23 protein-coding genes are annotated in these 20,066 nt (G+C 44.1%); 3 read left to right on the forward strand and 20 right to left on the reverse strand.

Going from position 1 to position 20,066, the window contains the following annotated elements; translation table 11 throughout:
* Positions 1-269 precede the first annotated feature (269 nt).
* Complete coding sequence (locus tag CARFE_RS16425; protein ID WP_210432928.1) at positions 270-569, forward strand: LysR family transcriptional regulator; 300 nt, start codon at positions 270-272, stop codon at positions 567-569.
* A complete protein-coding gene (locus tag CARFE_RS14220; RefSeq protein WP_210432929.1) occupies positions 566-1,177 on the forward strand; it encodes a LysR family transcriptional regulator substrate-binding protein in 612 nt (203 codons plus the stop codon). The genes CARFE_RS16425 and CARFE_RS14220 overlap by 4 nt, the downstream gene beginning before the upstream one ends.
* A 464-nt stretch (positions 1,178-1,641) precedes the next feature.
* Here the strand turns inward: CARFE_RS14220 and rlmH are convergent, their stop codons facing one another.
* From rlmH to CARFE_RS15875, 11 genes are all read right to left on the reverse strand, one after another.
* Positions 1,642-2,121 (reverse strand): 23S rRNA (pseudouridine(1915)-N(3))-methyltransferase RlmH, encoded by a 480-nt coding sequence (rlmH, locus tag CARFE_RS0103975; protein ID WP_028051824.1) that lies wholly within the window; start codon positions 2,119-2,121, stop codon positions 1,642-1,644.
* A 60-nt stretch (positions 2,122-2,181) separates the two neighbouring features.
* Positions 2,182-3,294 (reverse strand): S1C family serine protease, encoded by a 1,113-nt coding sequence (locus CARFE_RS0103980; RefSeq protein ID WP_051250145.1) that lies wholly within the window; start codon positions 3,292-3,294, stop codon positions 2,182-2,184.
* A gap of 116 nt (positions 3,295-3,410) precedes the next feature.
* Entirely contained in the window at positions 3,411-4,286 is an 876-nt protein-coding gene (locus tag CARFE_RS0103985; protein ID WP_028051826.1) for a BON domain-containing protein, read from the reverse strand.
* 118 nt (positions 4,287-4,404) lie between these two features.
* Positions 4,405-5,214, reverse strand: a complete 810-nt coding sequence (gene rsmI, locus CARFE_RS0103990) for a 16S rRNA (cytidine(1402)-2'-O)-methyltransferase (RefSeq protein WP_028051827.1) — start codon at positions 5,212-5,214, stop codon at positions 4,405-4,407.
* Positions 5,214-5,963 carry a tRNA1(Val) (adenine(37)-N6)-methyltransferase gene (locus tag CARFE_RS0103995; RefSeq protein WP_028051828.1) on the reverse strand — a complete coding sequence of 250 codons (750 nt, stop codon included), beginning with the start codon at positions 5,961-5,963 and terminating at the stop codon, positions 5,214-5,216. Before CARFE_RS0103995 ends, rsmI begins: the two co-directional genes overlap by 1 nt.
* Positions 5,932-6,288, reverse strand: coding sequence for an initiation-control protein YabA (locus CARFE_RS14225; RefSeq protein ID WP_051250146.1), 357 nt, complete (start codon positions 6,286-6,288; stop codon positions 5,932-5,934). The genes CARFE_RS0103995 and CARFE_RS14225 overlap by 32 nt, the downstream gene beginning before the upstream one ends.
* A complete protein-coding gene (locus CARFE_RS0104005; RefSeq protein WP_028051829.1) occupies positions 6,263-7,111 on the reverse strand; it encodes a PSP1 domain-containing protein in 849 nt (282 codons plus the stop codon). Before CARFE_RS0104005 ends, CARFE_RS14225 begins: the two co-directional genes overlap by 26 nt.
* Before the next feature lie 54 nt (positions 7,112-7,165).
* Positions 7,166-7,969: a hypothetical protein gene (locus tag CARFE_RS15495; RefSeq protein WP_028051830.1), complete on the reverse strand. Its 804-nt coding sequence runs from the start codon at positions 7,967-7,969 to the stop codon at positions 7,166-7,168.
* Positions 7,962-8,573, reverse strand: a complete 612-nt coding sequence (gene tmk / locus CARFE_RS0104015) for a dTMP kinase (RefSeq protein WP_028051831.1) — start codon at positions 8,571-8,573, stop codon at positions 7,962-7,964. Before tmk ends, CARFE_RS15495 begins: the two co-directional genes overlap by 8 nt.
* Entirely contained in the window at positions 8,573-9,901 is a 1,329-nt protein-coding gene (locus tag CARFE_RS0104020; RefSeq protein ID WP_028051832.1) for an aminotransferase class I/II-fold pyridoxal phosphate-dependent enzyme, read from the reverse strand. Before CARFE_RS0104020 ends, tmk begins: the two co-directional genes overlap by 1 nt.
* Positions 9,902-9,936: 35 nt before the next feature.
* Complete coding sequence (locus tag CARFE_RS15875; protein ID WP_083757213.1) at positions 9,937-10,110, reverse strand: sigma factor G inhibitor Gin; 174 nt, start codon at positions 10,108-10,110, stop codon at positions 9,937-9,939.
* A gap of 105 nt (positions 10,111-10,215) precedes the next feature.
* Here CARFE_RS15875 and CARFE_RS0104030 point away from each other — a divergent pair, with 105 nt between their 5' ends.
* On the forward strand, positions 10,216-11,730 hold the full coding sequence (locus CARFE_RS0104030; RefSeq protein ID WP_028051833.1) for a S8 family peptidase: 1,515 nt from the start codon (positions 10,216-10,218) through the stop codon (positions 11,728-11,730).
* Positions 11,731-11,811: 81 nt separating this feature from the next.
* On the opposite strand, the gene CARFE_RS0104035 is transcribed toward CARFE_RS0104030, so the two are convergent.
* The 9 genes from CARFE_RS0104035 to CARFE_RS0104075 form a co-directional block, all read right to left on the reverse strand.
* Positions 11,812-12,048, reverse strand: a complete 237-nt coding sequence (locus CARFE_RS0104035; RefSeq protein WP_011342994.1) for a 4Fe-4S dicluster domain-containing protein — start codon at positions 12,046-12,048, stop codon at positions 11,812-11,814.
* A 15-nt stretch (positions 12,049-12,063) separates the two neighbouring features.
* The gene (locus tag CARFE_RS0104040) at positions 12,064-12,627 is read right to left on the reverse strand and encodes a 2-oxoacid:acceptor oxidoreductase family protein (RefSeq protein ID WP_028051834.1); all 564 of its coding nucleotides are present in this window, start codon (positions 12,625-12,627) and stop codon (positions 12,064-12,066) included.
* Positions 12,628-12,629: 2 nt separating this feature from the next.
* Positions 12,630-13,373 (reverse strand): thiamine pyrophosphate-dependent enzyme, encoded by a 744-nt coding sequence (locus CARFE_RS0104045; RefSeq protein WP_154652717.1) that lies wholly within the window; start codon positions 13,371-13,373, stop codon positions 12,630-12,632.
* Between the two features lie 13 nt (positions 13,374-13,386).
* Positions 13,387-14,475: a ferredoxin oxidoreductase gene (locus CARFE_RS0104050; RefSeq protein ID WP_028051836.1), complete on the reverse strand. Its 1,089-nt coding sequence runs from the start codon at positions 14,473-14,475 to the stop codon at positions 13,387-13,389.
* 21 nt (positions 14,476-14,496) lie between these two features.
* Complete coding sequence (locus CARFE_RS0104055; RefSeq protein ID WP_028051837.1) at positions 14,497-15,159, reverse strand: hypothetical protein; 663 nt, start codon at positions 15,157-15,159, stop codon at positions 14,497-14,499.
* Between the two features lie 168 nt (positions 15,160-15,327).
* Positions 15,328-16,659, reverse strand: a complete 1,332-nt coding sequence (gene dnaB / locus CARFE_RS0104060) for a replicative DNA helicase (RefSeq protein WP_011342989.1) — start codon at positions 16,657-16,659, stop codon at positions 15,328-15,330.
* A gap of 12 nt (positions 16,660-16,671) precedes the next feature.
* On the reverse strand, positions 16,672-18,570 hold the full coding sequence (lonC, locus tag CARFE_RS0104065; protein WP_011342988.1) for a Lon family ATP-dependent protease: 1,899 nt from the start codon (positions 18,568-18,570) through the stop codon (positions 16,672-16,674).
* A 2-nt stretch (positions 18,571-18,572) separates the two neighbouring features.
* Complete coding sequence (gene rplI / locus CARFE_RS0104070) at positions 18,573-19,028, reverse strand: 50S ribosomal protein L9 (protein WP_028051838.1); 456 nt, start codon at positions 19,026-19,028, stop codon at positions 18,573-18,575.
* Positions 19,000-19,989 (reverse strand): YybS family protein, encoded by a 990-nt coding sequence (locus CARFE_RS0104075; RefSeq protein WP_028051839.1) that lies wholly within the window; start codon positions 19,987-19,989, stop codon positions 19,000-19,002. Before CARFE_RS0104075 ends, rplI begins: the two co-directional genes overlap by 29 nt.
* Positions 19,990-20,066: the final 77 nt, after the last annotated feature.

A 20,066-nucleotide genomic window follows, 5' to 3' on the forward strand; every position in this document is an offset into this window, starting at 1 on the left:
TCTTAAGGGAAAATTTCTAATATTTTCTATTTATTATTTCGCCTTTCCTAAGTAATTAATATTTTTTTTAAATAACTTTATTTATATTATCTATTTCTGCTTATTCGAGTATATAAACAGCTCTTGCTCTTATTTGATTGATTTTTTTTAACATAATTGGTATACTAAAATTCGAAATAATTAGATGGTGAAATTGATTAACATAATTTGTTATTTTTTTCACTTATTAACTGGATTTTTTTAGTGGCATCTTAAAAGAGGTGAAACAAATGGAATTCCGACAATTAGAGTATTTTTATGCTGTTAGCAAACTTAACAGCTTTACTCGAGCTGCTGAACAACTTCATGTTGCTCAACCATCCATCACAATTGCAATAAATAATCTTGAACAAGAACTAAAAGTCCAACTTTTCGATCGTAGTAAACGGAAAGTTGTTCTAACCGACGAGGGCAAGCTGTTTCTTCAACATGTAGAAAAAATACTAAAGGATGTAAAAAAAGCCCAATCCGAGCTTGAAGATTTAAAAAATTATAAAAAAGGTGTTATTAAACTTGGAATCCCCCAATGATCGGAGCTTACCTTTTTCCTAAAATTTTCAAAGGTTTTAAAAACGCTTACCCCCACTTGGAATTGCATGTACGCGAAGAAGGTTCCTGGGCTATGGTATCTTTACTTGAAAATGGAGAACTTGACTTGGGTCTTATCATTCTTCCAGAGCAAAGTGAAAATCTCTGTATGTTGCCCATAACCAAAGACCAAATTGTTCTTTGTGTATCTGAAAATCATAGATTTAGTCAGGAAAAAAGAATAAGTTTGCGCCAATTAGAAGATGAACAATTTATCTTATTAAAAGAGGATTCCTACACTCGTCATAAAATTATCGCCCTCTGCAACTATTACGGGTTTTCTCCAAATATTCTCCTTTCCTCATGTCAAATTGAAACGATAAAAGAATTGGTTAGTAATGGCTTGGGAATTACTTTTTTAATGAATGGAATAACAAAAAAATGGGATAAAATTGTCAGTATCCAATTAGAAGAACCAATGAACATAACTATCGGTTTAGCCTGGCAAAAAGATCGATGCCTATCACGGGCTGCTCAAGCTTTCATTGGTTTCGTCCAAAACTACACTAAGTCAAAAGAATTTGCAGAAATCATTAATTTAGAAACTTAAATTAAATCTTCTATCGATATTACAGTTCGCTCAAGTTTTTTTCAATGTAAGTACAAAATCAGCTTTGCCAACACATTACCCAGTAAGTTTCTTCTTCTTCCGATAAGGGCTGAAGAACAGCATTGCCTGTAGATTACCAATAAAAATAAAATGCTTCTTCACAACCTACAAAACATACTAACGATTAAGGCATAAAAAATCCCCTGCCAAAACGGCAGGGGATTTGGAATTAAACTTTATTTTTGTAAATGATTTTCAACTTAATAAAATGGCAATTCTTTAAATCTTTTACATTTCAGGATGATAGGGCAAAGCCGAGTAGCAACCCGAGTAACTGTTACGATTTCTTATAAGGGATACGAGGGGTTAACTCCCCTTTCAAAATTATCCCTGTTAAACCATGGGGAGTTGGAAGAAACCCAAATCTTGTTATATTTTTTATTTTATCTAGATTTTTGTCTTTATCACTTATGATAAGGCTCCCCCCGGATTATCTTAAACGCCCGGTAAATTTGTTCCAGTAGGATTAAGCGCATCAGCTGGTGGGGATAGGTCATCCTGCCAAAAGAAAGCTTAAAATCCGCCCGTTCCAAGACCTCCCGGGAAAGGCCAAGGGAGCCGCCGATAATAAAAGTAAGCTTACTTTGGCCATAAAGGTTCTTTTCCGAAATAAAATGGGCAAACTCTTCAGATGAGAGATTTTTTCCTTTAAGATCAAGGGCAACAACAAAAGAAGAAGGGGTGATTTTAGCTAAAATTCGCTCCCCTTCCTTTTTTACTACCTTTTCGGCTTCCGCAGGCGATAGGTTTTCCGGAGCGTTTTCGTCGTCCACCTCAATTATCGCTAAACGGGCATAAGGGGATAGCCGTTTTAAATACTCGGCTATCCCCTCTTTTAAATATTTTTCTTTGATTTTTCCTACCGCAACAATAGTTATCTCCATTTACACCACCAGAGATATGGGCATAAGGTCGCAAAAGTCACAGGTTGCCGGTACCATCCCTTACTCCGCCGGCATTTCGCCAAGTTTAACTTTAAAGGTCATCTCTTTATCGCCCCGCAATACTTTCACTTTTACTTCGTCACCGACTTTGTGTTTTAAAACGGCATTCCTTAAATCTTCAAACTTCTCGATTTTTACCCCGTCAAATTCGATGATAATGTCATTATCTTTTAAGCCTGCTTTTGCCGACGGTCCGTCTTTTACTACCCGGGCTACATACACACCGCTTTTCTGCTTTAAGCCCTTATACTGAGCAAATTCTTCGTCAATAGTTTGTCCTTCAATCCCCATCCAGGGGCGAATGACTTTACCGTTTTTAATGAGCTCTTCAACGATAGGCTTAGCGATATTGCTCGGAATGGCAAAGCCCAAACCTTCGACCCCCGACAGGGAAATTTTAATGGAGTTAATGCCTATTACTTCACCGGCAGCATTTACTAAGGCTCCGCCGGAGTTTCCGGGGTTTATCGCCGCATCGGTCTGGATCAGCTCGTACTGCTGGCCGTCCATGTTTAAAATGCGGTTTTTCGCCGAAATTATACCGGCAGTAACGGTTCTCGCAAAGTCAAGGCTTAAAGGGTTTCCAATGGCTACCGCCAGCTCCCCTACTTTTATTTTATCCGAATCCCCCCAGCGGGCAACCGTGAGCTTTTCGCTGCCGGGGTCAATTTTTATTACCGCCAGGTCCGTTCGGGGATCCTTTCCCACTATTTTGGCCGGGAATTGTTTTCCGTTTGCCAGCGTTACCGTTAAATCAGTAGCATTGCGAATAACATGCTCATTGGTGACAATGTAACCTTTGGCATCAATGATAACTCCTGAACCGGTAGCCTGTTCTACATTATTATGAGGTACATCTCCGGCCTGAAATGTTACTTTGTTGGAAATTCCCACCACCGCTGGCCCTACTTCTTCGGCTACCGTAACTACCGGGCTTTTATCCTCATAAATAACCCTTTTCTCTATAGTCCCGGTAGTTGATACATTTCCTTTCACCAGGCCTGGTACAAACATTACCACTAAAAGGCCACCGATAATAGCTGAAATTAGGGAAACCAAGACATAGCTTAAAAATGACGGTTTTTTATCCTGATTGCTGTAATAATAGTACATACCACACAACCCCGCTTTTTTTATTTTGAGGTATAAATTCGCCTTCAAGCGGGGTATTTCCTGCTTAAATTTGTTAAGGATTTGTGGAGAAGTTTTTAAGATTTTTTGGGTTTTGATTAATGAACCGTTATGTAAATGGCATTATGCACTTCCCGGATTCCTTCAATTTTTGCTGCCACTTCTTCGGCCCGGTGGCGTTGGTCGGGGGTACCAACCTTACCGTGTAAAAACGCAATTCCATCAACCACCACTGCCCGTACCATGGCAAGGCCGGCTTTACCTAAAGCTTCTCTTAACTCGTTGGTTAGCTTTTTATCGCCTTCATCTTCTCCGTGGCGAAACTCTAACTCTTTTTCCACCCGTTTTACACCTTTGACTCCTAAGGCAATCAGCTCCGCCTGAAGAGCCTGTTCGGGGGTATCCACCACTCCTTTTAACGTTACCTCGCCGTTTACCACTTCTACAATTATATCCCGGCGGTTAACATGCAGGGAATTATTGAGCTGCCGCGAGATTTCATTGGCAATTTTGCTGTCATCTATCTCCATTTCCGGCAATACTTCTACCTGGCTTCGTACTTCCACCACTCCCCGGGTCCTTTCCGCTACCTGCCGGGCCCAGAATTCTTTAATTGCAGCATCTACTCTGCCCTGTAAAGTGACTATGCCACTAAAAACTTTAGCTCCGATTTCCCCTTCAATCCGCGGGTCATTGGCAAGCTTATCGTTTAATTCTTCTTCTATTTCCCGGTCGCTGTAGCTTCCGTTATCCAACGCTACCGTAAGCTCGTTTTCGACCTTTTTGACCCCGGGGATGCGGTGGATAATTTCTTCCGCCGCTTTTTTCTCAGAAAGCACATCGACCGTCCCGTGAAGCTTGACCACCCCATCTTTCACATCAATATTCATGCCAATGGCGCTTTCTTTTAATTTACTTAAAAGCGCTTCTTCAATTCGTTCCCGAAGTCCCCGGTCAAAATCCACATCCCGCATAATCGGCCCCCTTTCATTTTTATTAGCGTTTACCAAAAAGGCCGATTTTATTAGATAAAAAAAGGGACAGTCCCGCTATTTATCTTTAAGTATAATTTTAGGGACTGTCCCGAAACTGCTACTTCAATTGAAGATACAATTTATAAATTTCTTTTTTCTTAAAGCCAAGTTCGCGGCCAAGTAAAACTGCCTCTTTCTGGGATAAACCTCTTTCGATACATTCCCGCACAAATTCCTCCACGTTTTTTTCTTCCGGTGGTGCTCCTTCTACCACCAACACAAACTCGCCTTTGGGCTCTTTTTCTTTAAAATGGGAGAGAACCTCGGCAATGCTTCCCCGGATATACTCTTCATGGATTTTGGTAAGCTCCCGAGCTACCACCATCTGGCGCTTTTCTCCAAAATGTTTTGCTAAATCTTCCAAAGTCTTAAGAAGCCGGTGGGGGGCTTCGTAAAAAATCATGGTTCGTCTTTCCCGGGAAAGTTCCCGTAACACTTTCTCCCGCTCCCCGGCTTTTCGGGGTAAAAATCCTTCAAAGCAAAAGCGGGAAGTAGTAAGGCCGCTGGCCGCCAGGGCCACAATTAATGCCGAAGCTCCCGGAAGAGCTTCGACTTTATACCCTTCCTTTAGTGCTTCCCGCACGATATCCTCTCCCGGGTCGGAAATGCCTGGAGTTCCGGCATCGGTTACTAAAGCCACATGTTTCCCCTGGGCTAAAAGTTCAAGAATTTTTTTCCCCGCTTCCCGGCGGTTGTGTTCGTGGTAGGATAGAAGGGGTTTTTTTATTTCATAATGGTTTAGAAGCTTCAAAGTATGCCGGGTGTCTTCGGCGGCTATGATATCTACTTCTTTTAATGTATCTAACGCCCTTAAGGTAATATCTTTTAAGTTGCCAAGGGGTGTTGGTACCAAATATAAGGTTCCCATTACTCTTCCCCCTCAAAAATCCGGCGCACCTGTTCGGAATATTGACCGTCTTTTTCATAAACCCACAGAGGAGCTAAAAACTCTAATTTGCGCCGGCTCCCCTTAACCGCTTTTATTAAAACAAGGTTTACGTTCTCTCCGGGCTTGGGCTGCACCGGCAGTAACACTTCGGGATTTAGTTTATACCGGGTAAAATGGGTAAAGATTTCCGGAAGCCTTTCGGGCAGATGCACTAAATAAAAACTCCCCCGGGGCTTTAAAAGTTTTGCCGCTGTCGCCACCACGTCTTCCAAAGTAGTTAAAAGCTCATGGCGGGCTGCCGCCACTTCCGGCACGGGATTTAAACGCCCCTCCCCCTTTTTGCGATAAGGAGGGTTGGCGGTTACTACATCAAAACCCTTCCCGAGGATAGCGGGTGCATCTTTTAAATCACCAAGGATTATTTCGATTTTTTCTTCAAGATTGTTTAAAGCAACAGACTTCACCGCCAACTGGTACAGCTTTTCCTGAATTTCAATGCCGTATATTTTCCCAATCTCCCGGTTTCTTCCATATAAAAGCAGGGGAACAACCCCGTTGCCGGTTCCCAGGTCCACTACCCGGTCGTTGGGAGCTGTTTTGGTAAACCAGGCCAGGAGGACACTATCAATCGCAAAACAAAAAAGCGCCGGGTTCTGGTAAATCTTCAGCCCGGCTCTTTTTAAATCGTCCACCCGATCAGGGGGCAGTTCGGCGTATTTCTTCGTCAATTCCTTCCCCTCGCTCGTTGTTTCTTCCTTTGATAAAAGTTATACACCAGAGGCAGTCTTCATCACCCCGGGCTTCGCCAAAATGCGCATGGCAGACGTGAAACCCCTCCTGGTAAAGGCGGGCTAAATTTTGAAATCCAGGCCCGGGCTTTTTTTCTTTTTTGACCTCTTCCTGCAGTGGCTTGTAAAACTTGATAACCTCCTGGCGTAGCTTTTGATTCTCCTCTTCAAGCTGGGAAACATAGGATTTGATTTCCAAATACTCTTCCAAAAGCTTTTTTATATTTTCCTCAAACTGGCTAAGAAGGGTCGAAAGATTGTTCAAATACCTCACCCTCCTCTACTTCCTCTTTAGCCACTACCTCTTCGGCCGGGAACTCCTTGACATGCTTTTGTTCCTTTAACTCCACATAGACGGTTTTCCTGAAAATATTAACTCCGGTAACCTTACCTTCTCCCATCGGAGTAAGCACCGCTTCGCCAACTTCCGGATAATCGTCTTTGACCTGTTCGTAAGTATCGCTTTCGAATTTGAGACAGCACATCAGGCGGCCGCAGATGCCGGAAATCTTGGTAGGGTTTAAAGTGAGGTTTTGCTCTTTGGCCATTTTAATCGAAACCGGCGCAAATTCCGAAAGCCAGGAAGCACAGCAAAGCTCCCGCCCGCAACAGCCAAGTCCGCCGATCATTTTCGCTTCATCCCGGACTCCGATTTGCCGAAGTTCGATCCGGGTTTTAAACACCGCTGCTAAATCCCGCACCAGTTCCCTGAAATCAATCCGCCCATCAGCGGTAAAATAAAAAATTACTTTATTGCGGTCAAAGGTATATTCTACCCCCACGAGTTTCATGGGAAGTCCGTGCTGGGCAATTTTCTCCAGGCAAATAGCAAAGGCTTTTTTTTCCCTTTTTTTATTTTCCCGCACAATTTCCAAATCTTCAGGGGTAGCTTTCCTTATCACCGGCTTTAGCGGTAAAACCAATTCCTCTTCAGGAACCTCTTTGGGTGGAATCATTACTTCGCCGTATTCTACCCCCCGGATGGTTTCTACTATAGCACCATCACCGTATTGAAAATCTATGTCCAACGGGTCAAAATAATAAATCTTCCCCGCTTTTTTAAAGCGAATCCCAACTACTTTTGGCATATTACTCCTCCAATTTATAATTGTTTTTATTATAAATTATTTTTTCAAAGTTTACTACTTGTAAAAGCTAAAGTTCAGGTAAAGGTTTTCTAACACAAGCCTGGGATTTAAATTTAAACGGGTTTTGGCTAAAAACTCTTCCAAACGATTAAGTAAACGGTAAATTTCCCCTTCACCTAAACGGTTTAATTCCTGTGCTTTATCGAAAAGATCCGGATAAAACAATTTTTCCGAGCCCTTATCAACAATCAGCGCATCCCGGAGAATTAATTCTCCTGCCAGCAAAAGATTATTTAGCTCTTCCCGGGTAATCTTTTCCGTCTTTTTATAAAACTCCTCCCAGGGCAAAGTTAAAAGCTCATAAAACTTTTCCGCATACCCTTTATACTGGCCTGTAAAATCTTCGGCTGAAACTTTAACTTTTTGGCAGCGGGAATGAATTGTCGGAAGCACTTTTTCCGGCATGGTAGCAATTAAAAGGTAAGTAACCCCTGCCGGCGGCTCCTCTAAAGTCTTTAAAAAAGCATTGGCGGCATCAAGGGTCATTTTATCCACTTCTTCTAAAACAATTACCTTGCGGCTGCCCTTTTGGGGAGTAAGGTAAACTTTGGGAATCAACACTTCATTGACCTGCCAGATTTTAAAGGAGCTCCCATCGGGTGCAAGCCAGAGAAAATCCGGATGAGTTCCCGCCTCAAAAAGGTTTGCTGCCTCCACGGGGTCATTGGCCGATTTTATTAAGATTTCCCGGGCGGTCCTTCGGGCAAAATCCACTACCACCTCAAGAACCGGTGAAGTTAATAAATACGCATGACTTAGCTTATCCTGATTTAAAGCTTCTATAATTAGATTATCCATTTAGCCCCTCCAAAAACCCTTTGATTTCCCAAAAAATTTCCTCGGGCTTTTTCCGGCCATCCACCACTCGAAAACGCTGATCTCTGGCAAGTTGTAAAAAGCCTTCCCTTACCCTTTGGTGAAATTCCAAAGTCTCCCGCTCCAAACGGTCATATTCTCCCCGGTCTTTAACACGGGATAATCCTACTTCCGGAGGAAGGTCAATTAATACTGTTAAATCAGGAATTAAACCTTTGGTAGCAAAAGCTATGAAACTTTTTAGAAGGGTTAGGTCAAATCCCCGACCGTAACCCTGATAAGCCAACGTTGAATCAAAATACCGGTCGGAAATTACCCATACCCCTTTGTCCAAATGGGGAATTATCTTTTCCCCCACATGCTGGGCCCGGTCAGCAAGGTATAAAAGAATTTCTGCCTCCGGTACCACCGGGTAGGTGGGGTTTAACAAAAGTTCCCGTATTTTTTTACCCAAAGCAGTACCACCGGGCTCCCGGGTGATAATGTGGGGTATATTTTTTTCTGTAAGATACCGAGCAATATATTGGATCTGGGTGGTTTTTCCTGACCCTTCCACCCCTTCAATGGTAATAAATTTACCGCGCATTACCTTACCACCTTTATCCTGCCATCATATATCCCGGTTACCTTTACTCCCAAGTTTAAATGATACTCTAAATACTCCACTGCTTCTTTAGTAATTTCTTCCCCCGGATAGAGTACCGGTGCTCCCGGAGGGTAGACCGTAACCCCATCCCGGGCAGTATAACCCACTGAAGCTTTTAAATCCACAAGCTTTTCTTGGGCATAATACACTTCCCGCGGGGTTAATTTTAGTTCTGGCCAAAAACTAAAAGGATTTTTCGGGATAAAGATTTTTTTATCTCTACCTTTTATCGTTTCAATAATGTTTATAAGCTTTTTGACATCTTTTTCGGTATTACCCGGGGAAAACATAAAAAGCACATAACCCGGGCCGTAAGCCTCCGGGTAAATTCCCTTTTTCCTTAACTTTGCGGCAATTTTTTCTCCGGAAACACCCAAATCCGCCGCTTTTATGGTAACTTTTAAAGGGTCCGCCGGGTATTTATCCTGAAGAAACCCGATTCCCCGTTTTTTCAAGTACTCCTTAAAATGTTCTGAAAGCTCCTTGGCTTTTTGAAAGGCTCGTGCACCCACCTTTAATAGCATGTCCACCCCGCCCTCGGCCGCAGCCATTAAAGGGTACGAAGGGCTGGTGGTTTGGATTAAGTTTAGCGCCCGTTTCACTTCTATCCCTTTATCCCGAAAAACCACCGCCGCCAGAGGGTTGGGAAAGGGACCGGTTTTATGCAGGCTTACCGCAAATCCTGCAATGTTTTTAAAAAAATCCGGTCGCCACAGGGGGATTAAACCCCCGTGAGCCGCATCCAGAAGGAGCCGGTCGGTTTTAAGCTCCGTTAAATCCCGAATTAGCCCCTGGTAGTCGGGGTTGGTCAGAAAATAATTTTTGTAGTGAGCTTTAGGAGTCTTATTTACCGGAAGTCCGTACTCCTCGTCCCAATGAGGATAGATAAATTCCGGAGTTAAGTCCCCTAAAACCATACCATGGTACAGAGATACGTGGGACATCCGATCAACCGCTATTTTTTCACCCGGCCGAAAAAATGAAAGCATTAAGGCTATTACCGCCGCCGTAGAGCCGTTAACCGATAGATGCGCCCGGGGTAAACCAAAGTAGCGGGAAAGTTTCTCCTCTAATTTAAGTATGGCCTCTTCCGGCGCATAAAGGTTATCAAGCCCCGGAAGCTCGGTTAAATCTGCTTTGAAATATTTTTCTCCTAAAAGATTTTTTACTTTTTTCGGTATAAAACGGCCATTTTTATGACCGGGCATGTGGAAAGAGATAGGTTTTTTTTGGATATGTTTTTGGATTTTATCTATTAAACCTGACATAGCTTCTCCTTAAGATTTAACCTTTTACAATAATTTTACCATAACTGCTTTTGTTTTAAGAAAAAGTTTCGAAACCTTTTGACGATGAACGGATAGGCAGGATTAACCGGCAGGATTTTGGTTAACTCCTTTTCACATTCCCGGCATAAAAAACGGCCCAAAAGCCAAATACCCTTTTCCTTAAACGAGTTACAAAAGGCACAGTACATAAAATTCACCCCAATGGTATTGTTACCAAACACGCAAAAAATAAAAGTTACCCTGGCATTGGTAATTTCATATTTTATTAAGAGAACCGGAAAGAGGTGACAAAAATGGCAGGTAAGAATAAAATGGGAAAAGCTTTAAAAGAAAAGCTTTTTACCTTAAAGATAGGAGAAACGGTTAAGGTTGCGGTAATTTTCGAGCAACCCTTTTACCGGGGACTTGACCGGGAAGAAGTAATCACAACCCTGGAAAAACATCTTGAAGAGAAGGTTAAAAAGCTCTTAGGGGGTAGAGCTGATAACGCAAGAAGTTACTGGCTTTTGCCAGGGTTTATTGCCGAACTTGATGCGGATACTATTCAAAGGCTTTTAGAAAATCCCGAAGTAAGAAGCATTGATTTAGCGGAGCAAAGAGTGAAAATCCCCGTTACCCGCCGGAAAATCTACCACCCTGCCCGGGCTCCTTTTAAGGAAAGCCTCTGGCAGTATAAACCGGTAAACGCCACTGCCCTCTGGGATAAGGGATTGTTTGGGGAAGGAATTGTAGTAGGCCATTTGGATACCGGAATAAATCCCAGGCATCCCAATCTTTTGGGGAAAATCGTAGGCTGGGCAAAGGTGGAGCAAGACGGTAAGGTGACTCCGGGTAAACCAGGTGAAGCTTTTGATGATAATGGGCACGGTACTTTTACCGGGGGCTTAATTGTCGCCGGTACAAAAGATAACCCGCTGGGAATTGCCCCCGCAGCAAAACTTTTTTCGGTAAAAGTTTTAGACCGTGATGGTTCCGGTAGCTTAGAGCAAATTATCGCCGGCCTTCAGTTTATAGCTCTGCAAAAAAACATTAGCATAGTTAATATGTCGTGGGGAGTAGAAGGATTTTTATCTCTCCTCGTTCAACCCATGGTCAATCTTCTGCTTTTAGGCATCTTGCCGGTAGCAGCCATTGGCAATGATGGCCCCGAAACATCCTCAAGCCCCGGAAATATCCCCGGGGTGTTGGGAGTTGGCGCTTTGGATTTTTATCCAAAAACCGTAAATTATAAATTTCTTTACCCGGCCCCCTTTAGCAACACTGATTTTGTCACACCTCAAACTGCTACCTTTCGCTTTCCCTATTATTTAAAGCCAGACCTTTTAGCCCCGGGAGTGGGTGTTGTATCTACCTGGAGCAAAGGATATGCTTCGCAAAGCGGAAGTTCCGCTGCCGCTCCTATAATTTCGGGAATGCTTGCAGCAATCCTGGAAAAATATAAGTTAGACCCCGACACCCTTTTCAGTCTTTTAAAAATTTCCGGAAGTTTTGCCGATAAGCCAAACTTTGGCTACGGCTGGGGAATTCCCGATGCCGGAAAATTATTAAAATACCTTGCTGAAGCTTCTTATTTAAAAATCATAAGTCAAAATCCTCAGAAGAAACCGTTCGAAGGAATGATATCCTATAATGCCAGAGGCCAGGACTTTATAGATGTGGGCTACCTCCACCCGGTAACCGGTAGGTTAACCCTGCCGGTGCCAGCCAACACCGCGGTAAAACTAACAGTAACCCAACCCCAGGGCAAGGTAAAAACCGTTGAACTCACCACTCCAGCCTCTACCACCACCAAAGAAGTAGTAATTTAGGTCGTAGGTTTTAAGTATAAAAATAGGGACAGTCCCTATCTTTATACTTTAAGTATAAAGAAAAGAACCGTCCCGAAATTGCTACTTTTTCTTTTCGACGTAGATAGCACAGTCGGGGCAGACCATCTGGCAGATGCCGCAGGCGATACATTTATCATCGGATTCCACGGCCGGGGTGCCGTAGACCCCCAAGACTTCCGACCAGCTAATCGCTCCTTTGGGGCATTTTGCCATGCAGAGGCCGCAACCTTTGCAAAGGCCCGGATAAATCGTCCAGGTACCTTTGGTGTGCTCCAATACTCTTGCTTTAAATTCCACCGGTCTTCCCCCCTTCTACTGTTCCCGGACCAGGGAAGCACCCCGGTCAATGGCTTTATAGTTTAATTCCCGTAATTTCGGATCCTTTTCAAATTTATATCCTAATTTCTTCTCAATAGCTTTTTTAGCCTGTTCCATTGTAACTACACCCGTAGCTTCCAGCACTGCTCCCATGATCACAACATTAAATACCCGGGGGTGGAGTTCTTTTTTGGCTATTTCCAACGCCGGAATTGCCAGGATTTTTTTAGCGTTGGTAGGCAGGTCCTTTTCTACCCCTTCAATACTGCTGTCGTAAACAAAAATCGTGTTTTCCCCTACATACTGCCGGGTCCGCCGTATCGCCCGGTCGGAAAGGGCTACCACGATATCGCCTTTTTCAAACTTGGGACTGCCGATAGGCTCATCGCTAATTTGGATAAAGGCAATGGACACTCCGCCCCGCTGCTCCACACCAAAGTTAGGGATGTAAATTGCCTCTTTTCCCTCTTCGTTGGCCGCTTCAGCAATTATTTCCGCTACCGACTGAACTCCCTGTCCACCTTCGCCGGCCAGAGCAATTTTAACGACCTTCGCCATCTTTATTCCCCCTTCCCGGGTACTTTTAATTCCCCTACTTTAAAGTATTGGGTCATGGTGTTTTCAATGAAGTCCCAGGTTTCTTTGGCATTGGTCCTCCAGTTGGTAGGACAGCCGGAAAGCACTTCCACAAAGGAAAAACCGTTGCCGGCCATCTGGTTTTCAATGGCTTTCTTGATAAATCCTTTTAACTGGCGGAGATTGGCCACCGTTCCCCGAGCCACATAAGCCCCTTCCCGGGCAATTGCCGCTACCATTTCCGGACCTAAGGTCGGATAACCGGTTTCATCGACATCCCGGCCATAAGGGGTGGTTTCAGTTTTTTGTCCGGGCAGGGTCGTTGGTGCCATTTGCCCACCGGTCATTCCGTAGTTGGTGTTGTTAATCAGGATAACGGTGATTTTTTCATTTCTTGCTGCAGCATTAACCAGGTGCTGCGAACCAATAGCGTAACCGCCACCGTCCCCCATGTAAGCAATGGTTATTAATTCCGGGTTAGCCCTCTTTATCCCGGTTATGACCGGTGTGGTACGACCGTGGTGGGTTTGGATGGTATCCACATTGAAAAAGTCCCAGGCCAAAAGGGAACAACCAATATCTACACCAAAAACCGTTTTATCCTGAATGCCAAGCTCATCAATGACCATACCTAAAGCTTTCAAAGCTATCCCGTGGCCACAGCCGGGGCAAAACTTATGGGGTTTTGATTCTATATTCCAGCTTTTTGGTATTTGCGGATAGTTCACCTTTATCCCTCCCTTATTTAACCTCGTGGTACTTGGCCACGATTTCTTCCTGGGTAATGCCCACACCCGGCTTTAAGATGGTGTGTATTTCAACATCGGTTCCGTAAATTGCTTCTTTAATTTGCTTTAAAAGCTGACCATAGGAAGATTCAGCTATAATCAGTTTCTTGGCTCTTTGAGCAATTTCCCGTAGTTCGTTTACCGCAAGAGGTCTCAAGGTAATTGGCCGGAAATAACCAACTTTTTTCTCACCTTCGGCAAGAAGCTCTTTTACCGCTCCTTTGGCCGCCCGGGAAACGACACCGTGGGCAATGATAACGGTATCCGCTTCAAAGGCATTTAGTTCCTCAAATTCTACCACTTCCGGTATTATGGCTTCGTACGCTTTGGCAAGGTTCATGACCACTTCATACAGCTCTTCCTCGGTATTGTAGGTGTTCCGCATATGACTTGGTTTGCGGTCTACCCCGGGAGTGCCGGGAGCACCCATGTAAGGAGTAGGTTTCACAAGTTCGATCCCTCTTTCGGCAGGATCGTACATAACACAGGCTTCCCGCATTTTGGCTTGATAACCATCGCCCAAGATAAAGGTGGGGAAACGGTATTTCCACGCGGTATTAAAACCTTTAATTACATAATCATAAAGGTCCTGGTGGCTTGCGGTAGAGTAGACAATTCTAAAGCCTTCACCGTTGCCACCAAAGGTGGTCATCGTCACTTCCTGCTGGGAATAGATAACGGTAGCCGTTGATGGACCACCCCGCTGTTGTACTATCAAGAGGGTGGGAATCCGCATCATTTCCGCCATGGACATCGGCTCCTGCATCAAGGTGTTGCCAGGACCGGCAGTGGCGGTAAAAGCCTTTCTTCCGGCCAGGACCCCTCCTATGGTAGTAAAACCAGCCGAGAGCTCGTCCTCGGTTTGTAAAAACTTTTTGCCGTATTTTGGCGCAAGCCTGGTCCAGTAGTGCATAATTTCGTTTTGGGGAGTAATCGGGTAACCGTACATAATATCCGCTTCGGCCATCACCGCCGCATAAGCGATAACTTCGTTCCCGGTCATAAACACTCTTTGCTCCCCGGTAATTGGCTTATTTGCCATTTTTCGCACCTCCTCGTAGTATTACCAAAAAGTTTTTGGCATGTATCTTATTAACCCCTTAACCGGGGTTTTAAGCTTTTGAAGCATTTCCCCATTACCATTAATTAGTTTTTGGTCAACGGCGGTCCATAATACCGGTAAGCCCAAAATTTTTGCAGCCCTTAACACTTTTTCCTCGCCGTCACAAATTACATCCCAGGTGGTTTCATCCCCCAGGTGGGTATTGTTGATTAATCCATCCACCCGGCCAAGGCTTTTTACATGCTCGACAATATCATCAACTTCCCGGGTCATGGGACGGGAAGCATTGATAACCGCATAAACTTTTAAATTTGGTTCCTGCCAGATTCCTTCAATTAAGTTTAAACTTCTTGAACCATGCACACCGTAGCCCACATCAAAAATTACGTCTCCAGGATATCTAAGAGCCCAGCGAATTTCCGGCTTTAAAAGTACCCCTGTCTCCCCAAAGCCAAGAGCCTCATCCCGCTCCCAGGCCAATACTTTAAGTCCCAAAGCTTCCAACTCTTTTTTAATGGGAGTCAGGGTATAAAATGGTTCTACCGTATCCAAGTCCACCAGGTTTACCGTTCGGCCTTGATTTTTTAGTTCTAATGCCCGGTTTACTGCATTTTCACTCTTTCCGCTGGCATATTCGCCAATAAAGGCTTCTACTATGCGCATTTTTACCATCCTAAGCTGTTATATAATTTTTCTTAAAAAAACTTTTTTTTGTATAATATTCCCCTAAAAACGCAAAAGCGGGACAAAGTTACTTTGTCCCGTCTAATGCTGCGTTTTAAATTTAGTATACCGCTATTATCTTTCCATCGTCAAGTTTTGCCAAAAAAATTATTCCGTATACTTTTTGGCTAAATTAACAAATTTGGTGAATTCTTTTAAAAATCCCAGCTCCACAATCCCCGTTGGGCCGTTTCTTTGCTTGGCAATGATAATTTCCGCTATGCTTTTCTTTTCCGTATCGGGCTTGTAATACTCTTCCCGGTAGATAAACATGACAATATCGGCATCCTGCTCTAACGAACCGGATTCCCTTAAATCCGACATAATAGGCCTTTTATCCTGCCGCGCCTCCACCGCCCGGGAAAGCTGGGATAACGCCACCACCGGCAAGTCTAACTCTTTCGCCAACCCTTTTAAGGCCCGGGAGATTTCGGAAATTTCCTGCTGCCGGCTTTCGGCCCGGCGACTGCCGTTTAAAAGTTGCAGGTAGTCAATTATAATTAATCCGATGTTTTTTTCCTGCTTAAGCCTCCTTGCTCTGGCCCGGAGCTCGCGGATCGTTAAACCGGGCGTATCGTCAATGTAAATCGGAGCTTTAGCTAATATTCCCGCCACTTCCGTAAGCCGCAGCCAATCTTCATCGGAAAGCTCCCCGGCCCTTACCCGGTGCTGGTCTACCATGGCTTCGGAGGTCAGCATCCTGGTCACCAGCTGCTCTTTGGACATTTCCAGGCTAAAAACCGCCACCGGCACTCCGCTTTTAATCGCAGCATTTTGGGCGACATTAAGACAAAAACTGGTTTTTCCCATCGCCGGCCGGGCGGCCACAATAATCAGGTCGCTTTTTTGCAAGCCGTTTAACATCCGGTCTAAATCGTAAAAATGAGTCGGAATCCCGGTAATATTGCCCCGGTTCTGGTATAAAAACTCAATTCGTTCGATGGCGTCGTAAACAATTTCTCGAACCGCGGTATACGACTGCTGATTCCGTTTCATTCCTACTTCTAAAACCAGTCGTTCCGCCTCTTCTAAAATGCTTTCCGCATCTTTTTCAGTATAACTAAGCCTTTTTATTTTCTCCGAAAGGTCGATTAAATGCCGCAAAACTGCTTTTTCTTCAATTATCTCGGCATGGCTTTCCAGGGTAGCTTCCGGCACTGCCATGGCTAAAAGGGAAGCAATATACGAAACTCCCCCCGCCCGCTCCAGGTCACCTTTTTGTTTTAAGGCCTCGGTTACCGTTAAAATGGTAATCGGTTCGCCCTTTTCATTTAATTCAAGCATTACCTGGTAAAGAAGTTTATGGGATTCCCGGTAAAAATCCTCGGGTTTTAAGATTTCAATGACTTTATAAAGGCTTTCACCATTACTTAATATGGTCCCAAGAACCGCCTGTTCGGCATCAATATTATGCGGAGGTAGCATTAAAAGCTCGTTCATAAAGAAATCCTCCTACACCGCCCTGGTGGTTAAAAGGGGTTTTTGGGTGGCAATTTCCACTACTTCTTCTACCGTCTTTACCGGCACAACCTTTATCCCCAAATGACCCCGGGGTACGTCTTTTAAATTATCAAAGGGAATCAGTACCGTAGAAATCCCCGCCTGTTTAGCGCCGTAAATTTTTTCCGGAATTCCGCCTACGGGCTTAATCCTTCCGTGCACGGAAATCTCACCGGTAATAGCAATGTCCTGGCGCAAAGGAGTCCTGGTAATTGCCGAGTACATCACCAAAAACAGCGCTGCCCCGGCAGAAGGACCGTCAATATTACCTCCGCCTACTACGTTTACATGCAGGTCATAGTTATGGGGATCGATGCCGGTAATTTTTCGGATAGACGACAAAGCATTAAACACCGAATCTTTTGCCATAGAACCGGCAGTATCGTTAAAACGAACCGTTCCCTGACCGGGAGTTTTAGCATCAAAGGCTATTCCCTCAATTTCTAATACCGACCCCAAATACTGATAAACCCCTAAGCCAAAGACTTTGCCAATTTCATAAGTATCGCTACCTCTAACCAGGTTATTGGGAGAAATCCGGCTGACATTAACCACCTCTAAAATATCATCGGCGGTAATGGTTAAAGCATCCCCTTCGGGATTTTTAAACCGGGCTATTGCATATCCATCGGCTAAAATATTTACTGCCTTCCGTCCTTCCACCGTATAACCGGCAATTAGCTCCGGTACATCCGGAGCAAGTTTGACATTTAACTTTTGCGCCGCTTTTAAAACTATCTCCTTTATTTCCGCAGGCCCCAACGGCTCAAAAAAGATTTCCGCGCAGCGTGACCTTAAGGCCGGATTTATTTCTTCCGGCGAGCGGGTGGTAGCACCGATTAAAATAAAGTCCGCCGGCGCCCCTTCTTCAAAGATTTTTTTAATGTACTGCGGTACATTGGGGTCATCGGGGTCGTAATAGGCCGAATCAAAATATACCCGTTTATCTTCCAAAACTTTTAAAAGCTTATTTTGTAATAAAGGGTCCAACTCCCCAATTTCATCGATAAACAATATCCCACCGTGGGCTTCGGTAACAAGTCCGAGTTTTGGTTCCGGCACTCCCGTTTCCGCTAAGTCCCGGCGGGCTCCCTGATAAATGGGATCATGCACCGAACCCAAAAGGGGATTGGTAACTTCCCTGGGGTCCCAGCGCAATGTAGTACCATCCACTTCCACAAAGGGAGCATCCGGAGCAAAGGGTGAACCTTTACGCTTTTTGGCCTCTTCCAAACACAAACGGGCAGCGGTGGTCTTCCCCACCCCCGGCGGTCCATATAAGAGGATGTGCTGGGGAAAAGGTGACGAAAGTTTTGCTAAAAGTGCCCGAATGGCCCGCTCCTGCCCGACGATTTCGGAAAAACTCCGGGGACGGAGAAAAGACATAGCCGTGGCAGCAATTTTGGTTTCTTCTAATTTTTCCAGGCGGGCAAGTTTTTTTAAGGTTTGAGCGTTTTCCACGTTGCCGGATTCTTTTAAAACCTGCCGCCGGATTTCCTCTAAATACTCCTCATGCCGTTCCTGCATCTTCCGCTCTACTTTGCGCTCCAGGTCTTCCTCTACCGTCCGGCGGGCTAAAATATCCGCTATATGGTCTTCAATGGTTGCTAAAATTTCGGCAAGTTCACCTGCCGCCGGTACCCGGGTCAGGGAGGGATCCTCCAAGACGATTTTCTGATAGCCCAAAACCTTTTCTTCTAACTTCTCCGATTGAATGAGATTTAAGGCTTCCACCTTGGCAGCTTTTAAAATAAGTTTATCCGGACCGTATAAATTGGTTAATACATTTCCGATTAGTTCGACTTTTTTTTCCAATTCGCGCCGCTCGTTAGGCAGTAGAAAAAATTTCACCTTTAACCCCTTCCTTCTTCTTTAACCGCTACCTTGAGTTTTGCTGTTACCTCCGGATGAAGCTTTACTTCTACCGTATACATTCCAAGGGCTTTAATGTTTTCTTTTAAATCCAATTTTCTTTTATCAATTTTAATTTGGTGATCTTTTTCTAAAGCTTCGGCAATATCTTTACTGGTTATCGCTCCAAAAAGCTTGCCATTTTCCCCGCATTTTCCGTATAAGACTAATTCAATATTTTTAAGCTTTTCCGCCAAGCTTCTTGCCTCTTGCAATTCTTTTTCTTTCCTCCGGTTAGCCGCTTCTTTCTGTTGTTGTAATTCCTTTAATTTACCTTCGGTAGCTTCTACCGCAAGACCTTTGGCAATCAGGTAGTTACGCCCGTAACCTTCGGCAACCTCCACTACATCTCCCTTTTTCCCAAGTTTTTTAACTTCCGTTAGAAGTATTACCTTCATCATTTACCCTCCCGGATTCCCACTTTTTGCGAAAATCAAACAATGTATCGGTCATGCCCAAAACCAGGATAAACCACATGGCCATAGGGGGATATAATATCCCAAAAACTATTAAAAATGTTCGCCACAATGGCGGCAAAACCTGGTTTTTAAAGGCAAAGACGGTAATGCTCAGTCCACTTATAAAAAACAAAAAGCCGGTTATATATATAAGATTAAAGCCAATTTTACTTATTACCGGGTATTTTTGAAAGCCCGAAAACATTAGTACCCCCACCGCCATCACCAATAAAAGCCATAAGGGCATCCGCCAGAGCCGAAAAGGAAGCAGGTCGGGATAACTATATCCTAAGCGGCCCAAAAGCTTTTTCGTAAGAATAAAGGTAAGATAGGCAAAAATTAGCGAAGAAATTAGAATTGCCCCGGGAAGTAATAGCTCGGCTATTTTAGGCATCTGGGCAAAAGTATCGGCTAACATTTTCGCCTGTTCGGTACCGGGCTTTATAAGTCCCGTTTTATAGTAAAACTCCAATACCTGTTTTCCCGCTTCCTCCATATCCCGCCCGATGGCAAAGGGATTAATTTTTGTCAGGAAAAACGTAATCCCCCACGTAATTACCGTTCCTAAAGTTCCTGCTACCATTCCAGCGGCAACGGTTAAGGTTGGTTTTAAGTTTCTTTTGATAAAATAGCCATAAACAAGCCCAAGAGGTCCCGTCTTAAATAAAACCGTAAAAACCGTTATAGGGTCAGCCATAGTCAAAAGGGGAAGAATAGCCGCCACCCCAATTGCCAAAATACCTGCTTTGGTCGAATGCCTTACCACTAACACGGCAATAGGTATGGGGGTAAGAAAATCTACAACTATCGCCAAGGGCGGAAAATACACACTTAATATGACCAAAACCGCTGTAATCGCCGCTAAAAAAGCACTTTCTACTAACTGCCGGGTGCTGTTCAAAAAATCACCTCATTTTTTATTCAACTTTAATTATAATCGTAAGTTGCCAATTATTATAGAGTAAAACGCTGGAACTT

Origin of the sequence: Carboxydothermus ferrireducens DSM 11255 (assembly GCF_000427565.1) — a bacterium.
Taxonomy (GTDB): domain Bacteria; phylum Bacillota; class Z-2901; order Carboxydothermales; family Carboxydothermaceae; genus Carboxydothermus; species Carboxydothermus hydrogenoformans.

Excerpts from the sequence above, each read along its gene's own strand:
- CARFE_RS14220 (WP_210432929.1), top strand. The coding sequence starts at position 566 with ATGATCGGAGCTTACCTTTTTCCTAAAATTTTCAAAGGTTTTAAAAAC.
- CARFE_RS0104020 (WP_028051832.1), bottom strand. The coding sequence starts at position 9,901 with ATGTCAGGTTTAATAGATAAAATCCAAAAACATATCCAAAAAAAACCT.
- rsmI (WP_028051827.1), bottom strand. The coding sequence starts at position 5,214 with ATGGGAACCTTATATTTGGTACCAACACCCCTTGGCAACTTAAAAGAT.
- dnaB (WP_011342989.1), bottom strand. The coding sequence starts at position 16,659 with ATGAACGAGCTTTTAATGCTACCTCCGCATAATATTGATGCCGAACAG.
- CARFE_RS0103985 (WP_028051826.1), bottom strand. The coding sequence starts at position 4,286 with ATGCGGGATGTGGATTTTGACCGGGGACTTCGGGAACGAATTGAAGAA.
- CARFE_RS0104030 (WP_028051833.1), top strand. The coding sequence starts at position 10,216 with ATGGCAGGTAAGAATAAAATGGGAAAAGCTTTAAAAGAAAAGCTTTTT.
- CARFE_RS15495 (WP_028051830.1), bottom strand. The coding sequence starts at position 7,969 with ATGGATAATCTAATTATAGAAGCTTTAAATCAGGATAAGCTAAGTCAT.
- rplI (WP_028051838.1), bottom strand. The coding sequence starts at position 19,028 with ATGAAGGTAATACTTCTAACGGAAGTTAAAAAACTTGGGAAAAAGGGA.
- CARFE_RS0104050 (WP_028051836.1), bottom strand. The coding sequence starts at position 14,475 with ATGGCAAATAAGCCAATTACCGGGGAGCAAAGAGTGTTTATGACCGGG.
- CARFE_RS0104005 (WP_028051829.1), bottom strand. The coding sequence starts at position 7,111 with ATGCCAAAAGTAGTTGGGATTCGCTTTAAAAAAGCGGGGAAGATTTAT.
- CARFE_RS15875 (WP_083757213.1), bottom strand. The coding sequence starts at position 10,110 with ATGTACTGTGCCTTTTGTAACTCGTTTAAGGAAAAGGGTATTTGGCTT.
- tmk (WP_028051831.1), bottom strand. The coding sequence starts at position 8,573 with ATGCGCGGTAAATTTATTACCATTGAAGGGGTGGAAGGGTCAGGAAAA.
- rlmH (WP_028051824.1), bottom strand. The coding sequence starts at position 2,121 with ATGGAGATAACTATTGTTGCGGTAGGAAAAATCAAAGAAAAATATTTA.
- CARFE_RS0103980 (WP_051250145.1), bottom strand. The coding sequence starts at position 3,294 with ATGTACTATTATTACAGCAATCAGGATAAAAAACCGTCATTTTTAAGC.
- CARFE_RS0104055 (WP_028051837.1), bottom strand. The coding sequence starts at position 15,159 with ATGCGCATAGTAGAAGCCTTTATTGGCGAATATGCCAGCGGAAAGAGT.
- CARFE_RS0104040 (WP_028051834.1), bottom strand. The coding sequence starts at position 12,627 with ATGGCGAAGGTCGTTAAAATTGCTCTGGCCGGCGAAGGTGGACAGGGA.
- CARFE_RS16425 (WP_210432928.1), top strand. The coding sequence starts at position 270 with ATGGAATTCCGACAATTAGAGTATTTTTATGCTGTTAGCAAACTTAAC.